Source organism: Rhodanobacter ginsenosidimutans (assembly GCF_042655685.1).
Classification (GTDB): domain Bacteria; phylum Pseudomonadota; class Gammaproteobacteria; order Xanthomonadales; family Rhodanobacteraceae; genus Rhodanobacter; species Rhodanobacter ginsenosidimutans.
The window spans coordinates 1,080,666-1,101,483 of sequence record NZ_JBHSMM010000001.1 but is presented as its reverse complement, the minus strand read 5'-3'; the positions used below and the strand labels follow the sequence as shown (position 1 = coordinate 1,101,483).

The window sequence follows — 20,818 nt, the reverse complement described above, 5'->3', positions numbered from 1 at the left end:
ACTTCAGCCTGTGGATGCAGCGGCATCGCCGCTCGTTGCTGTTCCTGGTTTTCATGCTGGCCGTAGGCGGCATCGCCAGCGCGTTCTTCATGCCGGTGGCGCTGTTTCCCGACGTCGCCTTTCCGCGGGTGCAGATGAGCCTCGATGCGGGCGACCGGCCAGCCGACCAGATGGCCATCCAGGTGACCACGCCGGCTGAAGTGGCGGTGCGCCGGGTACGTGGCGTGCGCGACGTGAAGTCCACCACCAGCCGCGGCAGTGCGCAGATCGAGGTCAGTTTCGACTGGGGCTTCGACATGAACGCGGCGCTGCAGGAGATCAACGGCGCCGCCAGCCAGATGCTGGCGCAGCTACCCGCCGGCACGCAGCTGACCACCCGGCGGATGGACCCCACCACCTTCCCCGAACTCGGCTTCAGCCTGCGCTCGCACACGCTGTCGCCAAGCGACCTGCATGACCTGGCCCAGTACCAGCTGCGGCCGTTGCTCAGCTCGATCACCGGTGTGGCGAACGTCGACGTGCAAGGCGGCGCCGCGGCCGAATTCCATGCCGACGTGGACCCGCAGAAGTTGCGCGCGCTGGACCTGAGCCTGGCCGACGTGACCACGGCGGTGAGCCACGCGGCCACGATCCAGGCGATGGGCCGCGTGTCGGATCACTACAAGCTGTACCTGCTGCTGGCCGACAACCAACCGACCACGCTTGCCGCGCTGGGCGACATCGTGGTGCGGGCGAACCTGGGTGGCGTCATTCGCCTGAAGGATGTGGCGCGGGTCAGCCTCGGCCATGTGCCGCAGTGGATCCGGGTCAACGCCGACGGCCAGAACGCGGTGCTGCTGCAGGTCTATCAGCAACCCGGCGGCAACAGCGTGCAGATCGCCAGGGACGTGAGGCAGAGACTGGCCGACTACGCGCCACAACTGCCCGCAGGCGTGCACATCGCCAACTGGTACGACCAGACCCAGCTGGTGACGGCGGCGGCCGGCAGCGTGCACGATGCGATCCTGATCGGCATCGTGCTGGCGGGGCTGGTGCTGTTCGTGTTCCTGCGCAACACGCGGGTGATCCTGATCGCGCTGATCGTGGTGCCGGCGGTGCTGGCCATCACCGTGCTGCTGCTGTCCGTGCTGGGCATGAGTTTCAACATGATGACCCTGGGCGGCATGGCGGCCGCCGTGGGCCTGATCATCGACGACATCATCGTGATGCTGGAACACATCATGCGCCGGGTTGCCGGCGGTGCCGGCGAGATCCACCAGCGCGTGGCCGAAGCGGCGTGGGAATTCACCCGGCCGCTAAGCGGTTCCAGCGCCGCCACCATAGTGATCTTCCTGCCGCTGGCGTTCCTGACCGGCGTCACCGGCGCGTTCTTCAAGGCGCTGTCGCTGACCATGGCCAGCGCGCTGATCATTTCCTACCTGCTGACCTGGGTGGCGGTGCCACTGCTGGCCGAGCGCTTTCTTGATCGGAAACATCTTGCCGAGCCCGCGCAAGACCGATTCGCCCGCCGCATGATGGCCGGCTACCAGAACACGCTGGCGCGCGGGTTGAAGCGGCCGTGGCTGGTGCTGGTCATCATCGTCCCGCTGCTCGCGCTTGGCGGCCTGGCTTTCACCCAGGTCGGCTCCGGCTTCATGCCGAAGATGGACGAGGGCGGTTTCATCCTCGATTACCTGTCGCCGCCGGGCACCTCGCTGGAGGAAACCGACCGCCTGCTGCACCAGGTCGAAACCATCATCCGCGCCAATCCCGATGTCGACACCTATTCGCGGCGCACCGGCCTGCAACTCGGCGGCGGCCTGACCGAAGCGAACTCCGGTGATTTCTTCGTGCGCCTGAAGAACGGTGCGCGGCCCTCGACCGAGCAGGTGATGGAAACGGTACGCAGCCAGATAGAAAAGCAGGTGCCGGGGCTGGACGTCGACGTGGCGCAGTTGATGGAGGACCTGATCGGCGACCTGGTCGCGGTGCCGCAACCGATCGACGTGCAGCTTTCCGGCGCCGACGCCGCCACCTTGAACGCCACCGCGAAAAAAGTCGCGGCGAAAATCAGCTGGATCGATGGCGTGGTCAGCGTGCTCGACGGCATCAACCCGGCCGGCGACGCGCTGACCATCAAGGTGGACGAAACCAGGGCCGCACTCGAAGGGCTCGACCCGGTCAGCGTCACCGACCAGGTGGCCGCGGCAGTCGACGGCACGGTCGCCGCCAGCATGCCCGAGGGCGACAAGCTGGTGGGCGTGCGCGTGCGGCTGCCGGAAAGCGCGCATCGGCGCATCGAGCAGATCGACCAGTTGCTGATCCGCTCCCCCGATGGCCACATGGTGCCGCTGTCGCGCGTGGCCACCATCACCCCCGTGCAGGGCCAGCCGGAGATCACGCGGATCAACCTGAAGCGGACGGTCTCGGTGACCGGCCGCCTCAGCGGCCGCAGCCTGGGCGCCGCCGTCGCCGATGTGAAAAAGGTGATGAGCACCCCGGGCCTGCTGCCCAGGGGCGTGGTCTATCAGCTGGGCGGCACTTATCAGCAGCAGCAACAGGCGTTTCGCGGATTGATGATCGTGATGGCGGCGGCGATCGCGCTGGTGTTCACCCTGCTGCTGTTCCTGTACGAAAGTTTCCGCGTGGCCATCACCATCCTGGCGATGCCGCTGCTGGCCATTCCCGCCGTGTTCGTGGGGCTGTGGGTTACCGGCATCGAGCTCAACATCTCGGCGATGATGGGCATGACGATGATCGTCGGCATCGTCACCGAGCTGGCGATCTTCTATTTCTCGGAGCTGCAGGAAGCGGAGAAGGAACACGAACTGCACGCCGCACTGCACGCGGCCGGCGAACACCGCACCCGGCCGATCCTGATGTCCACGCTGGCGGCGGTCCTGACCCTGCTTCCGCTGGCGCTTGCCATCGGCCGGGGTTCGCAGATGCAGCAGCCGCTGGCCATCGCGATCATCTCCGGCATGCTGGTGCAGCTGCCGCTGGTGCTGCTGGTGATGCCGGTGCTGTATGCGCTGCTGCGTCGCCGCGACAACACGCAGTGTCCGGATTCGACGCGTCAGTGACCCAGCTCGACCTCGCCGCGTTCGGGCGCTGGCGGTGTGCTGACCGCGGGACGATCGTGATCGTATCCGGCGTGGATTCGCACCGCGTGGCGAGGCAGGTCAGCCCCGCGACGACGTGCCGCCGGCCACCTGTTTCGGCGAGAGCTTCGCGCACCATTCGGCGGCGGCTGTCGCCACCACCACGGCATGCATCCCGCGGGTATCCAGCGCGGCGTTGGCACCGCCGCAGGGCGCGTACTTGGTCGGGTCGGTCACCGAAAACAAGCCAAGCGTCGGCGTGCCGCTGGCGGCAGCCAGGTGCATGACGCCGCAGTCGGCGCTGATGAAGCCGTCCATGCAGGCAATCATCGCGGCCAGCCGGCGCAGGTTCCGCGAGTAGAACGGCGTCAGCCGCGACCCCAGTTGCGAGTGCCCATGCGCGGCCAGCAAATCCACCAGCTGCACTTGCGGGCACAACGCCTGGAACGTGTCCACGAACTGGTTCCACCAGCTTTCGCTGTAACACTTGGCGCCGGTGGCATTGGGGAAGATCGCCACCGTCATGCTGTGCGACCCACGCGACGCGCCACAAACGCGGCCCATGACCTTGGCCGCCTCCTGTATTTCGCGCGGCGTCAGATCGAGATTGAGTGGCGGGTAATCCGCACGCGTGGGGCCGGCATATGCCTGGCGCAGCAGGAAAACACTTCGATCGGCGAGATGGCGCGGCCATGCCAGCGCATGCCATGCCGACCCCGGATTCATCCTCGGGTCCGGAAACCCCAGTTTGTATCGCGCGTGCGACAGGGCCAGCGCGATCCGCCCGGACTGCGACCCATGGCAGGCGTCGATGGCCAGATCGTAATGACACCGCCGCAGCGCCCGCAGCGCGCGTATCGAAACCCACAGATGGCGGGCGATCTTCTGCGGCAGCACGAACACCTCGTGCACGCTGAACCGGTTGTCGTAGAGGCAGGCGGTGGCGTGGCTGCCCAGAATGTCGATCTCGGCCCCGGGGTACAGCGTCTCGATCTCGGCGATCAGCGGACTGATCAACACGCTATTGCCAAGCCGATGGTTCGGCCGGCAGACCAGTACCCGATGAATGCCGACCGTCGGCAGACCACCCGGCTCGCACAAGCCACGGCCCACCTTGCGAAACATGCGGCCAAGCACCCGCGCCACCGAATCCCGCCGCCACGCATCCCAGGGGAACGAACGTCGGAAAGCGCGCGGCAACGAGGGTCGCGCAATGGTGACGTGGCGAGCGAAGGGCGCGATAGTCATGACCAAAGCATGAAACCGCTCGCTTTCAATCTGCTTACGCTGGTGTGTGCTGGACGTTAACGCCGGCGCGCATTCTCGCTACGCCTGCAACACCGCGACCCGGGGCTTTACCGGTCGTCGCGGGTCCAGATGGCGCCGTCTTCCTCGCGCACGGGGAAGCTGGCAATCGGCTCGTACGCCGGTGGTTTCGTCACCGCGCCGGTGCGCACGTCGAAGCGCGCGCCGTGGCGCGGGCATTCCACTTCGAAACCGAACACCTCGCCGCCGGCGAGGTCACCGCCGTCGTGGGTGCAGGTGTCTTCGATGGCGTACAGCGCGCCTTCGATGTTGTACACGGCGATCGGCGTGTCGCCATCCCACACGACCTTGTACTCGCCGGGCAGGAAATCGCTGCGCGTGCCAACGCGGATCCAGTCGTGCACGTTCCAATCGCTCATGCGGCGGCCTCCGTCAGGTTCTTCAGCAGTACTTCGAAGCGCAGGTCGTCGCGGCGGGGGATGCCGAAACGCTCGTCGCCATACGGGAACGGCTCAAGCTGGCCGGTGCGCCGGTAGCCGCGACGGCCGTACCAGGCGATGAGTTCATCGCGCTGCACGATCACCGTCATGCGCAACGTGGCGCAGCCCCAGGTTTCGCCCACGATGCGCTCGGCCTCGGCCAGCACGCGTTTGCCCAGGCCCGCCCCCTGCGCCAGCGGGTCGACAGCGAACATGCCGAAATAGCCGCTGTCGCCGCGTTGTTCCAGCTGGCAGCAGGCCATCAACTTGCCATCGCGTTCGGCCAGCAGCAGCTGGCTATGCGGCCCGGCGATCAATGTCAGCACGTCATCGACATTGGTTCGCCGGCCATCGAGCAGGTTGGATTCGGTGGTCCAGCCGCGCAGGCCGGATTCGCCGCGATAGGCGGATTCCACCAGGTCGACGATGGCGGCGGCATCGGCGGCGCGCGCCGTGCGAAAGGTCAGGGCTTCAGTTTCCGTCATGCCCGACATGATAGTGGGCGGCCGCGTTCCGCCACCATGACCTGCGGCATGACCTTGGGCACTTCTGGTGCCCTGCGCTGACGCCTACGGTGCGGTTTCGACATTGACCACGCGCCGCGCGCACCCAGGAGATTCCATGACCTTCCGCATCGTCCGGCCGCTCACGCTCGCCATCGGACTGGCCCTCTCCGTCCCGGTCGTCGCCGCATCGCACAGCGCGTTCGACGTGAGCGAGATCGACACCACCCTCAACGCCTGCAACGACTTCAACGGCTACGTCAACGCCAAGTGGGTGGCGGCCAACCCGATTCCGGACGACCGCACCCGCTGGGGCTCGTTCGACCTGCTGCGCGAAGACAGCCTGAACGTGCAGCGCACGATCGTGGAGAACGCCGCGCACCACGCGGCCACCGCGAAGCCCGGCTCGATCGAGCAGAAAATCGGCTACCTGTACGCGTCGGGCATGGACGAGGCCGCCATCGACAAAGCCGGCTTTGCGCCGATCAAGCCTCGCCTGGCGCAGATCGCCGCGCTGCGCGACAGCAACGACGTGGTGCGCTACATCCGCGACAGCCATGCGCAGGGCGAGCCGGTACTGTTCCGCTTCGGCGGCAATGCCGACTTCAAGGACTCCAACCGGCAGATCGCCTACGCCAACCAGGGCGGCCTGGGCCTGCCCACGGCGGACTATTACCGCAAACCCGAGCAGGCGGCGATCCGCAGCGCCTACGTGAAGCACATCGCCAGACTGTTCGAACTCACCGGCACCGCCAGCGCCGACGCGCAACACCAGGCCGCCGCCGTGCTGGCCTTCGAAACCCGTCTTGCCGCCGCCTCGCTGGTACCGGTGCAATTGCGCCAGCCGGAAAACCGCTACCACTACGTCAGCCTCGCCGAAGCTGACAAGGTGACGCCGAGCTTCGACTGGGCCGCCTTCTTCAAGACACAGAACGCCAACGTCACCGACGGCTTCTCGCTGTCGCAGCCGAAGTTTTTCGCCGAAGTGCAGCAGATGCTCAGCGACGAGCCAGTCGCCACCTGGCAGGCCTACCTGCGTTATCACGCCATCGACAACGCAGCGCCCTACTTGTCCACACCGTTCCAGCAGGCGGATTTCGCATTCCACGAGCAGGCGCTGAACGGGCAGAAAGACATCAAGCCACGCTGGAAACGCGTGCTGGAAGCCACCAACGATGCGATGGGCATGGCGCTGGGCCAACTCTACGTGGCCGACCATTTCTCGCCGGTGGCCAAGCAGCGCGCCCAGCAACTGGTCGACAACCTGCGCGCCGCCTTCCGCACCCGCATCGAACAGCTGCCGTGGATGAGCGATGCCACCAAGCAGAAGGCGCTGCAGAAATGGGCCACCTTCGTGCCCAAGATCGGTTACCCGGACAAGTGGCGTGACTGGTCCGGGCTGACGCTGGCGCCGGACAACTACTACGCCAACATGCAGGCCGCGTCGAAGTTCGACCACAACTACCGCATGGCCAAGATCAGCAAGCCGGTGGATCGCGACGAATGGGGCATGACGCCGCAGACGGTGAATGCGTATTACAGCGCGCAGAAAAACGAGATCGTGTTTCCCGCGGCGATCCTGCAGCCGCCGTTCTTCGACGCCAACGCGGATGACGCGATCAACTACGGCGGCATCGGCGCCGTGATCGGCCACGAGATGGGCCACGGCTACGACGACCAGGGCAGCAAGTTCGATGCGCAGGGCAACAACGTCAACTGGTGGACCGACGCCGACCGCGCCGCATTCGAGGCACGCACCAAAAAGCTGGGCGCGCAATTCGACGCCTACGAACCGCTGCCCGGCAAACACGTCAACGGCCAGCTGACAATGGGCGAAAACATCGGCGACCTGGGCGGGCTCAACGCGGCCTACACCGCGCTGCAGATGGCACTGTCGAAAAGCCCGGCCGAGGCCAACCGCAAGATAGACGGCTATACGCAAGACCAGCGCTTTTTCCTCAACTGGGCGCGTGTGTGGCGCGGCAACATCCGCCCCAAGGCACAACTCACCCTGCTCAACACCGATCCGCACGCACCCGCGAAATTCCGCGCCATCGGCGCACCATCGAACATGCCGGAGTTCGCCAGGGCATTTCAGTGCAAGCGCGGCGACGCGATGGTGCGTGATGGGGAGAAGCAGGTGAAGATCTGGTAGGTGGTGTGGTCCGCTGAGCCCGAGTCGCCATGCCTCTTGCTTCCCCCGCTTGCGGGGGAAGCAACCGCCTGAGGCTTCGCGACGATTCAGACCGAGCGGCAAGCGTTCGCCATCACGCGGCCATGCCCGCCTCGTACACCTTCAAATTTGCGTAAACCACCGCCAGCAGCGACGACGCGGCGTGTTGCGAATCAGCTCGCGCCAGCATGTCGCCGATGACGTGATCAGCCTCGATCGCATGGCCATGTTGCAGGTCGCGCAGCATCGACGCGGTTAGGCTCGAACCGGCTTCGGTGAGTATCCCGCGGGCACGTTGCAACGTGGCCTCGCCCGGCGCGTGCCCGGCGCGTTCCGCCACCGCGCGGCACTCTTCCAGCAGCGCCAGCGCCGCCGCGGCGCCACCGGGTGCGGCGACGATATCGCCGACCGGGCCGCGCATCAGGCAGGTGATGCCCGCCAGCGACGCCAGAAACACCCATTTGTCCCACATGTCCTGCAGCACGTGCTGGCTGAGGCGGGCGTCGAAACCGGCATCGCTCAGCTCGCTCGTGATGCGCTGCATGCGTTCGGACGCGCTGCCGTCGCGTTCGCCAAAGGTGAGCCCGTGCGTCTGGTTCAGATGCTGCACGGCGCCGTCCCCATCCAGCGTGGCGGCGATCACGCACTGCCCGCCCAGCACATGCTGTGCGCCGAAACGCGCCTCCAGCAGATCGAGCTGGCGCATGCCGTTCAACAACGGAAGGATCGCGGTATCCGGCCCCACCGCCGGCGCCATGTCGGCCATTGCCTGTTCCAGGCCGTAGGCCTTGCAGCTGAGCAGGATCAGGTCGTACGGCTCCCGCAGCGCCGCCGCCACTACGGTCGGCGGCGCCGGCAGGTTCACATCGCCGGCGAAGCTGTGGATCGCCAGGCCATGCTGCGCCAGTTGCGCCGCACGGCGCTCGCGCACCAGGAAGGTGACATCGCGCCCGTGCCGCAACAGACGCCCGCCGAAATAACCGCCGGTGGCACCGGCACCGATAACCAGAATACGCATGACTCAAGCTCCGTGGAGATTGCGGTCGATTGGGAAGCATTGATGTTCTGAATGCCGCCACAGCATTGCCCGACGGCAAGCGAATAAATCGATCGGGAAACAAATCCCAGAATAGCCGTTCGACGATTGACGGTCGGAAATCACGAGGTCGCCACGATCAACCCTTCGACAACTTCCATTGGCAAGCCTTTGTGCAGCAACCCGTTGTTCCCTGAACGACCTCAAGAGTTATTCCCTGGCGCCGATGAATTGACAAGGGAGATACCGTTCGGCACAAAAACGGCAAATCGGCCTCCCTGAAATCGAAAGAAATGAGATGTGCATCACATTTTTTTCTTTCTCATGGGTTCAATGCACGAAACGCAAATGCTTTAGCCCATTTCTTGCTTATGGATTCAAACCGGCCAACAAGCCATCGAAGTTTCACGCCACCAGCAGTTGAAAGTGGTGGCCACCTTACTTACTGGGGAAAGAAACATGCGAACCAAGACCCGCTTTACCCGTTCCGCCATGGCCACGGCGTTGATCGTGGCGATGGCCGCCGTGAGCGGCACGGCAACCGCCGCCACCACCGACACCATGGCGGTTTCCGCCAACGTTGTGGCCGCCTGCGATATTGCGGTCACTGGAGATCTCGATTTCGGTGCCTACGATCCTCAATCGGCTACTGATACAACCAGCACGGGCACGATTGCTACTACCTGCACGGCAGGTACGCCCGCCGTCACCGTTGCACTGGATCAGGGACTGCACGCCACCGTAGCCAGCACCGACACAGCTCCGGAACGTCAAATGGACAACGCCGGGGTTTCGTTGAGATACGACCTGTACCAGGACTCGGGCGCCACGACGGCTTGGGGAGCCAGCACCGCCAGCTATACGGCAGCCGGTACAGCTACCGGCAGCGCGGATTCGGTCACGGTTTATGGCGTCTTGCCCGCTTCGCAAACAACGGCCACTGCAGGCGCGTATAGCGACACGGTAACGGCCACGGTGTCGTTCTGATATCGAAAGCCCAAGCAGATGCCCAATCAACGTTCATCACACCGGGCCCTTTGTGGCCTGGTGTTTTCCCTGGCGATAGCTGCGGCAGCGACGGCTACGGCGGGCTCGTTTCAGGTGAGCCCGATCAACCCGACGCTGTCCAGCCACCACCCCGTCAGCGCGCTTACCGTGCGAAACACCGGTGCGACGCCCACGGTCATCCAGCTGGATGCCATGGTCTGGTCACAACCAGACGGCGTTGACACGTACACTCCGGCACCCGACATCCTGGCGACCCCACCCATTTTCACCCTGCCAGCGGGCGGCACCCAGGTCATCCGCGTGGGCTCGCGACTCCCTCCCGACGCGAAAGCGGAACGCTCGTATCGACTGTTTCTGAGCGAGATACCTCCACCACCCAAAGCCGATTTCAACGGACTGCGCATGGCACTGCGGATCAGCCTGCCATTGTTCGTCCAGCCCACCACCCCTGTGGCGCCGCAACTGGAATGGCGTGCAACGCCCTCGGATAAGGGACATATCCGCATTGAGGCAACCAATCGCGGCCTCGGCCATGCACGCCTTAGCGCATTCAAGCTATCCGCCGGGACAAACAGCGAGCCGCTGCATATTCCCGCAGAAACTGTATACGTGCTACCCGGCGCCTCGCACGTCTGGATGGTGGAAGCCAGCGTCGCCAGCGGTACGCCGTTGCACCTCTCTGCCCAGAGTGACGCAGGGGAACTCCAGACCGACCTGGTCGTGGCCGGAAAATAGCTGGCCATGATCTGGGCGCCGCCATTCCAGCCCAGAGGGGTGCGATCCGCGCCCATCGGAAGATGACGCATCCGGGGCTCGCCGCCGCCACGCCCGTTTCTGCGCGTGCTGGCCTGTGCACCCGCCCCCACCGTCCCCGCATACCCACGCACAAGACCGCCGTCGCTGCGGCCTGCCTTGCCGCGCTGCTGGCAACCGTGCCCGACACATCGATGGCGGCGGTCGAGGTAAAGGCCGTGCGTGTGGGACTGGACGCGGAGCACTCGCGGCTGGTGCTGGAATCGGACAAACCGATCCGCGCCCGGGTGGAGCGCGATGCACAAACCGGTACGCTGGTGGTCGATCTCGATGACGTGGCCATAGGCGAGACTCTCGCCGACCTGGGCCGTGCGATCGGTGCGAACAACCCCTTCATCAGGGGCATCCAGTTCTCTCCCACGGAAACCGGTACGCGGATGGCGTTGGCCGCGCCGGCGGGTGTCGCGCCGCGCCTCTTCAACCTGCGTCCTGGTGATGGACACACCGACCGTCTGGTGATGGATTTCCATCGCGCGCCGACGACACCGGGGACGGAAAAAAACGCCACCTTTGGCCTGACCCATCCCGACACGGCGACAACGACCGTGCCCGCAGGCACCACCCACGTGAGCGCCGTCCAGGCCGCGCTGGCCCCCGACCGCGCCCGGCTGGTGCTGGAGTCGGATCGTCCCATCCAGGCCCGCGTGATTCATCCGACCGAACCTGGCGAACCGCTGGCCGTCGACCTGGGCGACGTTGCCCTGGATGCAGTCTTGCAAAGCCTGCCGAACAAGATCCGGCGCAATCCGTTTCTGAGCTCGGTGCGTTTCGGTCGCGACGCGGCTGACACGCGCATGGATCTGATCGCAACGGCTGCGTTCACATTGCAGATTTTTCATCTCCCGCCGGTCGCCGATCACACCAGTCGACTGGTGGTGGACATCGTTCCGACAATGCCCTTGCCGACGCCACCGCTGGAGACACCATCCACCTCCGCTACGGTGATGGCGACGCCGGCACCGATGTCGCCCGGCCTTGTCGCGGCGGCGACGCAAAACACGGGCGATGCCCTGACGGAAGCCTGGTTCGAGGTGCATGTGAATGGCATGCCCGAGGGCACCGTGCTGGTGCTGCAGGATGCCAATCGCAATGTACTGGTTCGCGCCGCCGACCTCGAACGCTGGCGCATCCCGGTCGCCGACGTCGCCGTAGTCACCCATGGTGCGGACGATTACCTTCCGCTGTCGGCGATCGCGGGGCTGACTTATCGGATCGACCCGTCGCAAGGCACACTGCTGCTGGACGTATCGGCGAGCCGGTTCGCAGCCACTCATTTCAGCGGCATCTCGCGCGCCGCCGACCAGCCGACGCCTTCGCCGCCTGGCGGCTACGTCAATTACGACATCTTCGGCGCACGCGGCGCGCATGGGTCGTCGCACGTCAACGCGTTGCTGGAGGCAGGCGTATTCGGCAGCTGGGGCTCCGGTTCGAGCACGTTCCTGGCGCGCCATCGTGATGGCAGCAATCGGACGCTGCGCCTGGACACCACCTGGATCCACGACCGCCCCGCAGACATGGCCAGCCTGCGCGTCGGCGACGTGACCAGCGCCCCCAGCAGTTGGGGCCGTGGCGTGCGTTTCGGCGGCGTGCAGTGGGGCACCAACTTTGCGACCCAGCCGGGCTTCATCAGCTTTCCGCTGCCCACGCTGGACGGCGTGGCCGCGGAACCGTCCACCGTGGATTTCTACGTCAACAACGTCCTGCGACTGCGGCGCAACGTGCCCAGCGGGCCGTTCACCATCCAGGATCTCCCCATCGTCACCGGCCAGGGCGACATCCGCATGGTGGTGCGCGACATGCTGGGTCGCGAGCAAGTGGTGACCCAACCGTTCTACGCAAGCGGCGGCTTGCTGGCGGCGGGGCTGCGCGATTATTCCTATGAACTGGGTTTCGAGCGCGAAAATTACGGCCGGGTCAGCAACGACTACGGACGGCTGGTTGCCGCCGCCACCGAGCGACGTGGCTTCTCCGACAGCTTCACCGGCGAGCTGCATGTGGAGGCCACGCTCGATCAGCAGACCCTGGGCATCGGCAGCACCGTGTTGCTGGGCAATGTCGGCGTGCTGACGGCATCGGTGGCCGGCAGCCACGCCCGTGCCGGCACGGGCGCGCTGATGGAGCTGGGCATCCAGCATCAGTCGCGCTACCTCAGTTACGGTGCGCGCACCCGGGTGACCACCGACGGCTTCACCCAGCTGGGCTACCTGCCGACGACACGTCCACCGCGGCAGACGTCCAGCGCCTTCGTGAGCATGTCCGCCGGCCGCGTCGGCTCGCTAAGCCTGAATTACACGCACCAGGATCTTCGCGACCAGGACAACGTCGAGCTGGTCGGCCTCAGCTACAGCCGTTCGCTCGGCTGGCTTGGTTATCTCTCGCTATCGGCACTACGCTTTCTTGGCGACGATCCCGCGCCACTGTTCTCACTCAACCTCACCGTGCCGTTGGGCGCGGCCGACAGCGTCAGTTTCAGCGGTCAGAGCCGCGCCAGCGACAGCCACGGCAGCGTGCAGTATCGGCGTAGCCTGCCGGTGGGTACCGGCGTGGGCTATCGCCTGCAGGCGGGGCTTGCCGCGAACGATCCGCGCCAGGCCGACCTCACTTTGCAGAACGACGTAGGTACATACAGCGTTGGCGTTGCATCGAACCCGGACGGGCAGGCATATCGGATGGGCGTCCGCGGCGGCATCGCGCTGCTGAGCGGCAAGGTATTTCCCAGCCGCCACATCGATGGCAGCTTTGCGGTAGTCCAGGTGCCCGGTTTTGCCGACGTGCGCGTCTACGCCGACAATCAGCAAGTCGCCACCACCGACAGCGATGGTTACGCGCTGGTGCCGCGCCTGCGCCCATATCAGAAAAACCCGATCCGCATCGAACAGGCCGACTTGCCGATGGACGCGCAGATCACGGGTCTGCAACTCGATGCCGTGCCGTACTACCAAAGCGCATTGGCGCTGACCTTCCCCGTCACGCGTTCGCGCGGCGCGGTCGTCGTCATCAAGTTGGACGACGGCAGCGATCTTCCCGCTGGTGCCGAAGTGACCGTCGACACTCAGGCAGCGGCATTCCCGGTCGGCCTGCGCGGCGAGGTTTACCTGACCGGGCTGGACGAAACCAGCCGCCTGCACGCCACCTGGAACGGACAGAGCTGCGACATGACGATAAGCTTCCCCGATACCAACGACCCACTGCCCCGCCTGGGGCCGGTCACCTGCCAGGGGATCGATCCATGAACCCTTCACCGTGCGGACAGGTTGCCTTTCACCCCGCGCGCCGGCGTCTCGCGCGCCTGCTGGGCGCCATGGGGTTGCTTGCGATCGCGCCGCTTCACGCAGCCACCTGCAGCCTCAGCGTCCAACCACTGGCTTTCGGCAACTACGACTTCCAGAGCAGCCAGGATCTGGAGAGTGTCGGTCACGTCATCGTGACCTGCGATGTCAGCAGCAGTTTCACCATCGCGTTAAGCCCAGGCAACGGCAGCTTCGCCGTACGCAGCATGCAGAACGGCGCGCACCAGCTCTTCTACAACCTCTACACCGACCCCACGCGAACCATGGTGTGGGGCGATGGCAGTGGCGGCAGCACGGTGGTTGGCGACAGTGGCATCGAGGTGGACCGGGCCGTGTACGGAAGCGTGCCCGCGGGGCAAAACCCGTATATCGGCGTGTACAACGACGCGATCACCGTGACGCTTTCCTTCTGAGCGACAGCCACGGGGCGGTGCGCCGTGCAGGCTTTCACTCCCCCTCAGCACCCGTCCGAACAGAATCCACCGGTCGTCGCTGCGCAGAAACTCCCATGCCGGAAGGTCCATCCATCGTCATCCTGCGCGAGGAAGCGGCCGGCTTCGTCGGCCAGCGCATCCTCACGGCCGAAGGCAACGCGAAGATCGACATGACGCGGCTGCCGGGCAAGCGCATCGAAAGTCTGCGCAGTTTCGGCAAGCAGACGCTGATCGAACTCCCCGACGTCACCATCCGCATCCACCTGCTGATGTTCGGCAGTTACCGCATCAACGAACGCAAGGATGCGGCACCGCGGCTCAGCCTGGGTTTCGACAATGGCGAGCTGAATTTCTATACCTGCTCGGTGCGCTTGCTGGACGGCGACCTGGACGAACTCTACGACTGGCGCGGCGATGTGATGTCGGATGCGTGGGATCCCGCGCTGGCCCGACGCAGGTTACGCGCGATGCCGGACACGCTGGTCTGCGATGCGCTGCTGGACCAGAACGTGTTCGCCGGTGTGGGCAACATCATCAAGAACGAGGTGCTGTACCGCATCCGCGTGCATCCGCTGTCCACCGTGGGCGCGTTGCCACCGCGCAAGCTGGGCGAACTGGTGAAGCAGGCACGCGAATACAGCTTTGAATTCCTGGCATGGAAGAAGGCATATGTGCTACGCAAGCACTGGCTGGTGCACAACCGGAAATGCTGCCCGCGCCACGACATACCGTTGACCCGCGCGTATCTCGGCAAGACCAACCGGCGCACGTTCTTTTGCGAGAAGTGCCAGAAACGCTACGGCGGGATGTAGATGGAGCACCAATGCCATCGGCCACAAAGGCTGGCGACGCGCTGACCGTTGTAGCGGGTAGTCATGCCATCAGAGGGCGTTGCGGACGCCGATCGCTAGGCGGAATCGTGCACTCAGTTGCCAGTCACCCGCGCCGTCGCCGTGCGCAGGCATGGGATACTCGGGCAAGTTGACCCACGGAAGGCTCGAACATGAAACATGGATGCGCATGCCTTGTATCGCTGCTCGCCCTGGCCGGATGCTCCCCATCGGCAGTTCGTCCTCCAGACACCGTGAGCGACCTCAGGCAACTCGTGACGTTTCTGCTGCACACCGATATGCGTGCTCCGTCTTTCGATACCGAACTGGGTTCGAAAATCGGCATCCGGTTGGTGGATGCGATGCACGGAGCGACACCGATCAGTCGAGCCGACAACGTGGTGTTGGCCGATGGCACGTTGATCGACAGCGTTGAAGCCACGCACCGGCGAGGGTTTGCCGATAACGTGACCCTATCGCTGAGCGATGCGCCATGCCTTGCTCCAGAGGTAATTATCGCCAAGCACGAAGTAACGTCCGTCAGTGGCGGGTCACTGCCCTCGCCCGGTCCCGTTGGTGCACCGCTCCCCACCCACACATTCCTGACCGGTGCCCGCGTTGCCGTGATCGACGGCCGCAAGCTCATCGTCGGGTTCAAATTCTGGGTGCCTGATGGTACCGAGTGTGTATCGTCGATCGTGATAGAACAGTAAGGCAGGGACGAATGCCTGCACATCCACCGACCGGTGCGGCATCACCTGCGAGGCATCCACCAGAAGATGCCTCGATTAGGCTTCCGCGGGCGATCTCGCGCACCGGATTGACCGTGCCGAGTACATTGGAAACATGCGCCATGCGGGCCAGTTTCGCGTCGGGCGCGGTGCTCCATCACCGTGGTGAGAATGGTGTCGCCAGCCGTTTCAGCGCCGCATAGGTCTGCTCGACATCGGCATCGGTGGTGCGCCAGTTGCACAGCGCCGCGCGCAGCATCGGCTGGCCGTCCAGCACCGATGGTGAAAGGTACGCGGTGCCGTCCTCATGCAACGCCTTGTGCAGCCGCTGCAGGGCCGCCGCATCGCCGTTGGCCAGCGTGAAGCACACCACGTTGAGCCGCACCGGCGCGGCCAGCCGGAACAGCGGATCGGCCGCCAGCAATTCACCCAGGTAACGGGCCAACGCGCAGTTGCGTTCGACCAGCTCGGCGTGGCCCTCGCGGCCGTAGGCCAGCAGCGTCATCCACAGCGGCAGGGCGCGGAAGCGGCGGGAGTTCTCCGGCGCCAGGTGCAGGTAGTTGTCCTCCACCGCCAACGGCGCCGGCAGGTAGGCCGAGCGGTTCTGGAAGACTTCCAGTTGCAGTGGCAAATGCGCGGTGTACGTCAGGGCGCAGTCGTAGGGCACGTTGAGCCACTTGTGCGCATCCACGGTCACCGAATCGGCGGCCTCGATGCCCGCCAGCAGGCCGCGATAGTTGTCGGAAGCCGCGGCAATGCCGCCGAACGCGGCATCCACGTGCAGCCAGAACGGGTGGCGCGCCTTCAAGGCGGCGATGGCCGCGAGGTCGTCGAAATCCACCGTGTTCACCGTGCCGGCGCTGGCCACCACAGTACACGGCGCACCACCGTGTGCCGCCAGTGCGCGTTCGAGCGCAGCCACGTCCAGCGCCTCGCGTCCCGGCAGCAAGGGCAGCGCGTGCAATTGCCCATGACCGATGCCGGTCATGCTCAGCGCCTTCGATGTACTCGAATGGCTCGCGCCGGCAAACACCGTCATTGGCGGCAAACCCCACACACCGTCGACGGCGACATCGCGGCCATGCTGTTTGCCGTACCACTGCCGCGCCAGCGCCATGCCCACGTAGTTGGCCATGGTGGCGCCGGTAACGCACAGGCCCGTCCAGTGTTCGGGCCAATGCAGCAACTGGCGCAGCAAGTCCACCGCCTGCGCCTCGATCGCCGCCGCGCCGGTGTCGCCGTTGCGCTGGGCGTTCTGGTCGTAGCTGCTCACCAGCCAGTCGGCCGCCAGCGCGGCGGGCGTGGCGCCACCGACCACGAAACCGAAATAGCGCGGGCCGGGGCTGCCAGACATCAACGGCAGCCAGTCCTTCTCGAAACGCTGCAGCGCGGCGTGCGCGCCAAGGCCGTGCGTCGGCAGAGGTGTGCGCAATGACAGATCGGCCGGCAGGTTGGCCGCGACCGGACGTTGCGGCAGTTCGTGCAGATAGGTGCCGGCCATCTCGCGAGCACGATCAAGGATGGCGTCGAAGTCAGCGAGGTCGCTGCTCAGCGTGGGATGCATGGATTCGCCCTTGGAAAAACGCGGTCTGCCGATGGCTTCGCCACAGTCACATCAGCAGCTTGCGCACCTTCAGCAAGGCCACCACGAACGCGTCGATTTCCTCACGCGTGTTGTAGAACGCCAGCGATGCCCGCAGCGTGGCGGGCACGCCGTAGAACTGCATCAGCGGATGGGCGCAGTGATGGCCCGAGCGCACAGCTACGCCCTGCAGGTCGAGCAGCGTGGCCATGTCGCTGGCCTGTGCACCGTCGAGCAGGAACGAGATCACCGGTTCCTTCTGCGCCGCCTCGCCGAAAATGCGCAGGCCCGGTACTTCGCGCAGGCGTTCGGTGGCGTAGGTCAGCAGTTGCTGCTCCCACGCGTGGATCGCCTCAAAACCCAGCGAATCGTAATAATCGATAGCCGCACTCAAGCCCACGAAGCCGGCGATGTTCGGCGTGCCGGCCTCGAACTTGTGCGGCACGTCGGCGAAGGTGGTGCCACTGAAACGCACTTCGCGGATCATGTCGCCGCCACCGAAGAACGGCGGCATCGCCTCCAGGTGTTCGCGCTTCGCCCACAGCGCGCCGGTGCCGGTGGGGCCCAGCATCTTGTGGCCGGTGATGGCGTAGAAATCGCAACCCAGCGCCTGCACGTCCACCGGACGGTGCGGTACCGCCTGCGAGCCATCCACCAATAGCGGGATGCCACGCTTGTGGCATGCCTTGGCGATCTCGCGTACGGGATTCACCGTGCCCAGCACGTTGGAAACGTGCGCCACGCAGGCCAGCTTCACCTCTGGCGTGAGCATGGCGATGTATTGCTCCACGTCCAGTTCGCCGCGCTCGTCGATCGGCGCAGCTTTCACCGTGGCGCCGCTGCGCGCGGCCACCAGCTGCCACGGCACGATGTTGGCGTGATGCTCCATCACCGTGGTGAGGATGGCGTCGCCGGGTTCAAGCCGCGGCAGCGCGTAGCTGTAGGCCACCAGGTTGATCGACTGGGTGGTTCCGGAAGTGAGGATCAGTTCATCGCGCGACGGCGCGTTGATGAAACGCGCCAGCTTGTCGCGCGCGCCTTCGTACGCCGCGGTGGATTCCTCGCCCAGCTGGTGCACCGCGCGAGCCACGTTGGCGTTGTGGCGGCGGTAATGCTCGTCCATCGCCTCGATCACCGAGGCCGGTTTCTGGCTGGTGTTGGCGTTGTCGAAATACACCAACGGCTTGCCGTGCACGCTGCGCGTCAGCAGCGGGAAATCCGCGCGGACGTGCTGGACGTCGAAGACGGTGGAAGGCGTGGGTTGTGCATTCATCTTCGATGTTTTCCATGAGTGGCCCCTCCCTGCTTCGCAGGGGGGGAGAAAAGCTTCAGATGTGGCTCCCTCCCCTGCTTCGCAGGGGAGGGCTGGGGAGGGGGGCTTTTGATCTTGAAAGTCAAAAGCGTAACCCCCTCCCAACCTCCCCCTGCGTAGCAGGGGGAGGAGCTAGAGCATCAGCCAGGAAGCTGCGCGATCAGCAGCGACGACAAGTGCTCGCGCAATACCGCGTTCGGCAGATCGTCGAGCACGGTCCGACAGAACGCCGCCGTCAGCAACGCCCGCGCCTCGGCCAGTGGAATGCCGCGCGAACGCAGGTAAAACAGCGAGCGTTCATCGAGCTGGCCCACCGTGGCGCCGTGCGCGGCCTTCACCTCGTCGGCGTAGATCTCGAGCTCGGGCTTGGTGTCGATCTCGGCGCTGCCGGACAGCAGCAGGTTCTTGTTGCTGAGACTGGCATCGCTGCCATCGGCACCGGGCGCCACCACGATCGCGCCGCGGAATACACCACGGGCGCGATCGCTGGCCACGCCGCGCCAGGTCGAGCTGGAGGCGGTGTTCAGCGCCTGGTGACGGATCGCCAGCTGCGTGTCCACATGCTGGCGGCCATGCGGCATGAACACGCCGCGGGTTTCCAGTTGCGCACCATCGCCGATCAGTTCGGCGCGCAGGTCGTGCCGCACCAACGCACCGCCCAGTTCGGCCAGATGCAGCGTGGCGTGGGCACGTGCGTGCAGACGCAAACCGGTGCGGCGGATAAGGCTGGCGCCGCTGGCGGCCTGCTGCAGCACGGTGTGGTGCAGGTGCGCGCCTTCGCGCAATTCGATGTCGCCGACCACGGTGGAAAGATGTGCCTGCTCGCCGCTGGCCAGATGATGCTCGACCAGCGTCAGCGCGGCACCCTCGCCCAGTTCGATCACGTTGCGCAGATGCCAGGCCAGGTCGCCCTCGGCAGGCGCGCCCAGGAAGACAAGATGCAGCGGCGCGTCGATCTTCACGCCATCGGCCACGCGCAACACGGCGCCATCGCGGGCGTGCGCCGCGTTGATCTGGGTGAACGCCTCATCGGCTTCGTAATGCCGGCGCGACAGCACGAAACGCAAGGGGTCCGGATCGGCATGCAACGCCTGCGACAGCGGCTGCAGCGTGAGGCCGGCCGGCAAGGCGTCCAGTGCGGACAAGTCGGCACGGAACGCGCCATTGACGAACACCAGCCGCGCACCATCGACACCGGGCAATGCCAGCGCCGACGGGTCGACCGCGCGCGTCAGTGCGGCCACGTCGCCATCGACGAACGGCCGCCGCGCCAGGCCGCGCAATGCGGTGTACTTCCACGCTTCCACCCGCGCCAGCGGCAGGCCGCCGGCGACGAAGACCTCGCGGTTGTCGCGCCGCATCGCATCCAGCCAGGCGATGCCGCTGACGGGCAGCGGTGCATCGACCAGTGAGGCGACCAGCGGCAGCAGTGCCGGCTCGCTCATGCCGATGCCCTCGCCGGCTGGCGTTCGGCGAGGCCGGCGTAGCCGTGGGCCTCAAGCTTCAGCGCCAGCGACTTGTCGCCGGTTTCCACGATGCGCCCGCCGGCCAGCACGTGCACCACGTCGGGCACCACGTAGTCGAGCAGGCGTTGGTAGTGGGTGATCATCAGGAACGCGCGATCGGGCGAGCGCAGCGCGTTGACGCCGTCGGCCACGTGCTTCAGCGCGTCGATGTCCAGGCCCGAGTCGGTCTCGTCGAGGATCGCCAGTTGCGGCTCGAGCACCGCCATCTGGAAGATCTCGTTGCGCTTCTTTTCGCCGCCGGAAAAACCTTCATTGACGGCGCGGTGCAGCAGCTCGTCGGAGATCTGCATCACCTTCAGCTTCTCGCGCACCAGCTTCAGGAACTGCATCGAATCGAGCTCCTTCTCGCCGCGCGACTTGCGCTGCGCGTTGAGCGCCGCGCGCAGGAAATAGGTGTTGTTGACGCCGGGGATTTCCACCGGGTACTGGAACGCCAGGAACACGCCGGCGGCGGCGCGCTCCTCCGGCGCCAGCGCCAGCAGGTCGACGCCGTTGTAGGTCACGGTGCCCGCGGTGACTTCGTAGCCGTCGCGACCGGAGAGCACGTTGCCCAGCGTGGATTTGCCCGCGCCATTCGGCCCCATGATGGCGTGCACCTCACCCGCATTCACGGTGAGGCTGAGCCCCTTGAGGATTTCCTTGCCCTCGACACGGGCGTGCAGGTTTTCGATTTTAAGCATTTCAGTATCCGGGAATGGGGAATCGGGAATGGGGAATCGTCAGAAGCGAAATCGGGCCGCATCGAAGCTCTTGCG

Annotated in this window: 16 protein-coding genes and 1 pseudogene; 8 read left to right on the top strand and 9 right to left on the bottom strand. The window is 65.5% G+C overall.

The features are described 5' to 3' along the window. Positions 1-14 precede the first annotated feature (14 nt). Positions 15-3,062: an efflux RND transporter permease subunit gene (locus ACFPK0_RS04665; protein ID WP_377340253.1), complete on the top strand. Its 3,048-nt coding sequence runs from the start codon at positions 15-17 to the stop codon at positions 3,060-3,062. 99 nt (positions 3,063-3,161) lie between these two features. On the opposite strand, the gene ACFPK0_RS04660 is transcribed toward ACFPK0_RS04665, so the two are convergent. The 3 genes from ACFPK0_RS04660 to ACFPK0_RS04650 all read right to left on the bottom strand — a co-directional run bounded on the left by ACFPK0_RS04660 (position 3,162) and on the right by ACFPK0_RS04650 (position 5,310). Beyond that, a complete protein-coding gene (locus tag ACFPK0_RS04660) occupies positions 3,162-4,328 on the bottom strand; it encodes a glycosyltransferase family 9 protein (protein WP_377338733.1) in 1,167 nt (388 codons plus the stop codon). Between the two features lie 107 nt (positions 4,329-4,435). Continuing rightward, on the bottom strand, positions 4,436-4,750 hold the full coding sequence (locus tag ACFPK0_RS04655) for a non-heme iron oxygenase ferredoxin subunit (protein WP_377340251.1): 315 nt from the start codon (positions 4,748-4,750) through the stop codon (positions 4,436-4,438). A gap of 11 nt (positions 4,751-4,761) precedes the next feature. Continuing rightward, positions 4,762-5,310, bottom strand: a complete 549-nt coding sequence (locus ACFPK0_RS04650) for a GNAT family N-acetyltransferase (protein WP_377338731.1) — start codon at positions 5,308-5,310, stop codon at positions 4,762-4,764. 136 nt (positions 5,311-5,446) lie between these two features. Here ACFPK0_RS04650 and ACFPK0_RS04645 point away from each other — a divergent pair, with 136 nt between their 5' ends. Further along, positions 5,447-7,483, top strand: a complete 2,037-nt coding sequence (locus ACFPK0_RS04645) for a M13 family metallopeptidase (RefSeq protein ID WP_377338728.1) — start codon at positions 5,447-5,449, stop codon at positions 7,481-7,483. Positions 7,484-7,595: 112 nt separating this feature from the next. Here ACFPK0_RS04645 and panE read toward each other — a convergent pair whose 3' ends face one another. Further along, positions 7,596-8,519, bottom strand: coding sequence for a 2-dehydropantoate 2-reductase (panE, locus tag ACFPK0_RS04640; RefSeq protein WP_377338726.1), 924 nt, complete (start codon positions 8,517-8,519; stop codon positions 7,596-7,598). A 477-nt stretch (positions 8,520-8,996) separates the two neighbouring features. On the opposite strand from panE, the gene ACFPK0_RS04635 reads away from it, so the two are divergent. The 6 genes from ACFPK0_RS04635 to ACFPK0_RS04610 all read left to right on the top strand — a co-directional run bounded on the left by ACFPK0_RS04635 (position 8,997) and on the right by ACFPK0_RS04610 (position 15,625). Next, positions 8,997-9,524: a Csu type fimbrial protein gene (locus tag ACFPK0_RS04635; RefSeq protein WP_377338724.1), complete on the top strand. Its 528-nt coding sequence runs from the start codon at positions 8,997-8,999 to the stop codon at positions 9,522-9,524. Positions 9,525-9,542: 18 nt separating this feature from the next. Further along, on the top strand, positions 9,543-10,280 hold the full coding sequence (locus ACFPK0_RS04630; RefSeq protein WP_377338722.1) for a fimbrial biogenesis chaperone: 738 nt from the start codon (positions 9,543-9,545) through the stop codon (positions 10,278-10,280). Between the two features lie 236 nt (positions 10,281-10,516). Beyond that, on the top strand, positions 10,517-13,591 hold the full coding sequence (locus ACFPK0_RS04625) for a fimbria/pilus outer membrane usher protein (protein ID WP_377338719.1): 3,075 nt from the start codon (positions 10,517-10,519) through the stop codon (positions 13,589-13,591). Beyond that, positions 13,588-14,061 (top strand): Csu type fimbrial protein, encoded by a 474-nt coding sequence (locus tag ACFPK0_RS04620; protein WP_377338717.1) that lies wholly within the window; start codon positions 13,588-13,590, stop codon positions 14,059-14,061. Before ACFPK0_RS04625 ends, ACFPK0_RS04620 begins: the two co-directional genes overlap by 4 nt. A 95-nt stretch (positions 14,062-14,156) precedes the next feature. Further along, positions 14,157-14,894 carry a DNA-formamidopyrimidine glycosylase family protein gene (locus ACFPK0_RS04615; protein ID WP_377338715.1) on the top strand — a complete coding sequence of 246 codons (738 nt, stop codon included), beginning with the start codon at positions 14,157-14,159 and terminating at the stop codon, positions 14,892-14,894. 191 nt (positions 14,895-15,085) lie between these two features. Continuing rightward, entirely contained in the window at positions 15,086-15,625 is a 540-nt protein-coding gene (locus tag ACFPK0_RS04610; RefSeq protein ID WP_377338713.1) for a hypothetical protein, read from the top strand. Between the two features lie 18 nt (positions 15,626-15,643). Here the strand turns inward: ACFPK0_RS04610 and ACFPK0_RS04605 are convergent. The 5 genes and pseudogenes from ACFPK0_RS04605 to sufC all read right to left on the bottom strand — a co-directional run. Next, positions 15,644-15,788, bottom strand: a pseudogene (locus ACFPK0_RS04605) (aminotransferase class V-fold PLP-dependent enzyme); the annotation flags it as partial. A 12-nt stretch (positions 15,789-15,800) separates the two neighbouring features. Next, complete coding sequence (locus tag ACFPK0_RS04600) at positions 15,801-17,207, bottom strand: pyridoxal phosphate-dependent decarboxylase family protein (protein WP_377338710.1); 1,407 nt, start codon at positions 17,205-17,207, stop codon at positions 15,801-15,803. 46 nt (positions 17,208-17,253) lie between these two features. Beyond that, positions 17,254-18,498 carry a cysteine desulfurase gene (locus ACFPK0_RS04595; RefSeq protein WP_377338708.1) on the bottom strand — a complete coding sequence of 415 codons (1,245 nt, stop codon included), beginning with the start codon at positions 18,496-18,498 and terminating at the stop codon, positions 17,254-17,256. 179 nt (positions 18,499-18,677) lie between these two features. Continuing rightward, positions 18,678-19,982 carry a Fe-S cluster assembly protein SufD gene (gene sufD / locus ACFPK0_RS04590; RefSeq protein ID WP_377338706.1) on the bottom strand — a complete coding sequence of 435 codons (1,305 nt, stop codon included), beginning with the start codon at positions 19,980-19,982 and terminating at the stop codon, positions 18,678-18,680. Next, positions 19,979-20,743, bottom strand: coding sequence for a Fe-S cluster assembly ATPase SufC (gene sufC, locus ACFPK0_RS04585; RefSeq protein ID WP_056605550.1), 765 nt, complete (start codon positions 20,741-20,743; stop codon positions 19,979-19,981). The genes sufD and sufC overlap by 4 nt, the downstream gene beginning before the upstream one ends. Between the last annotated feature and the right edge of the window lie 75 nt (positions 20,744-20,818).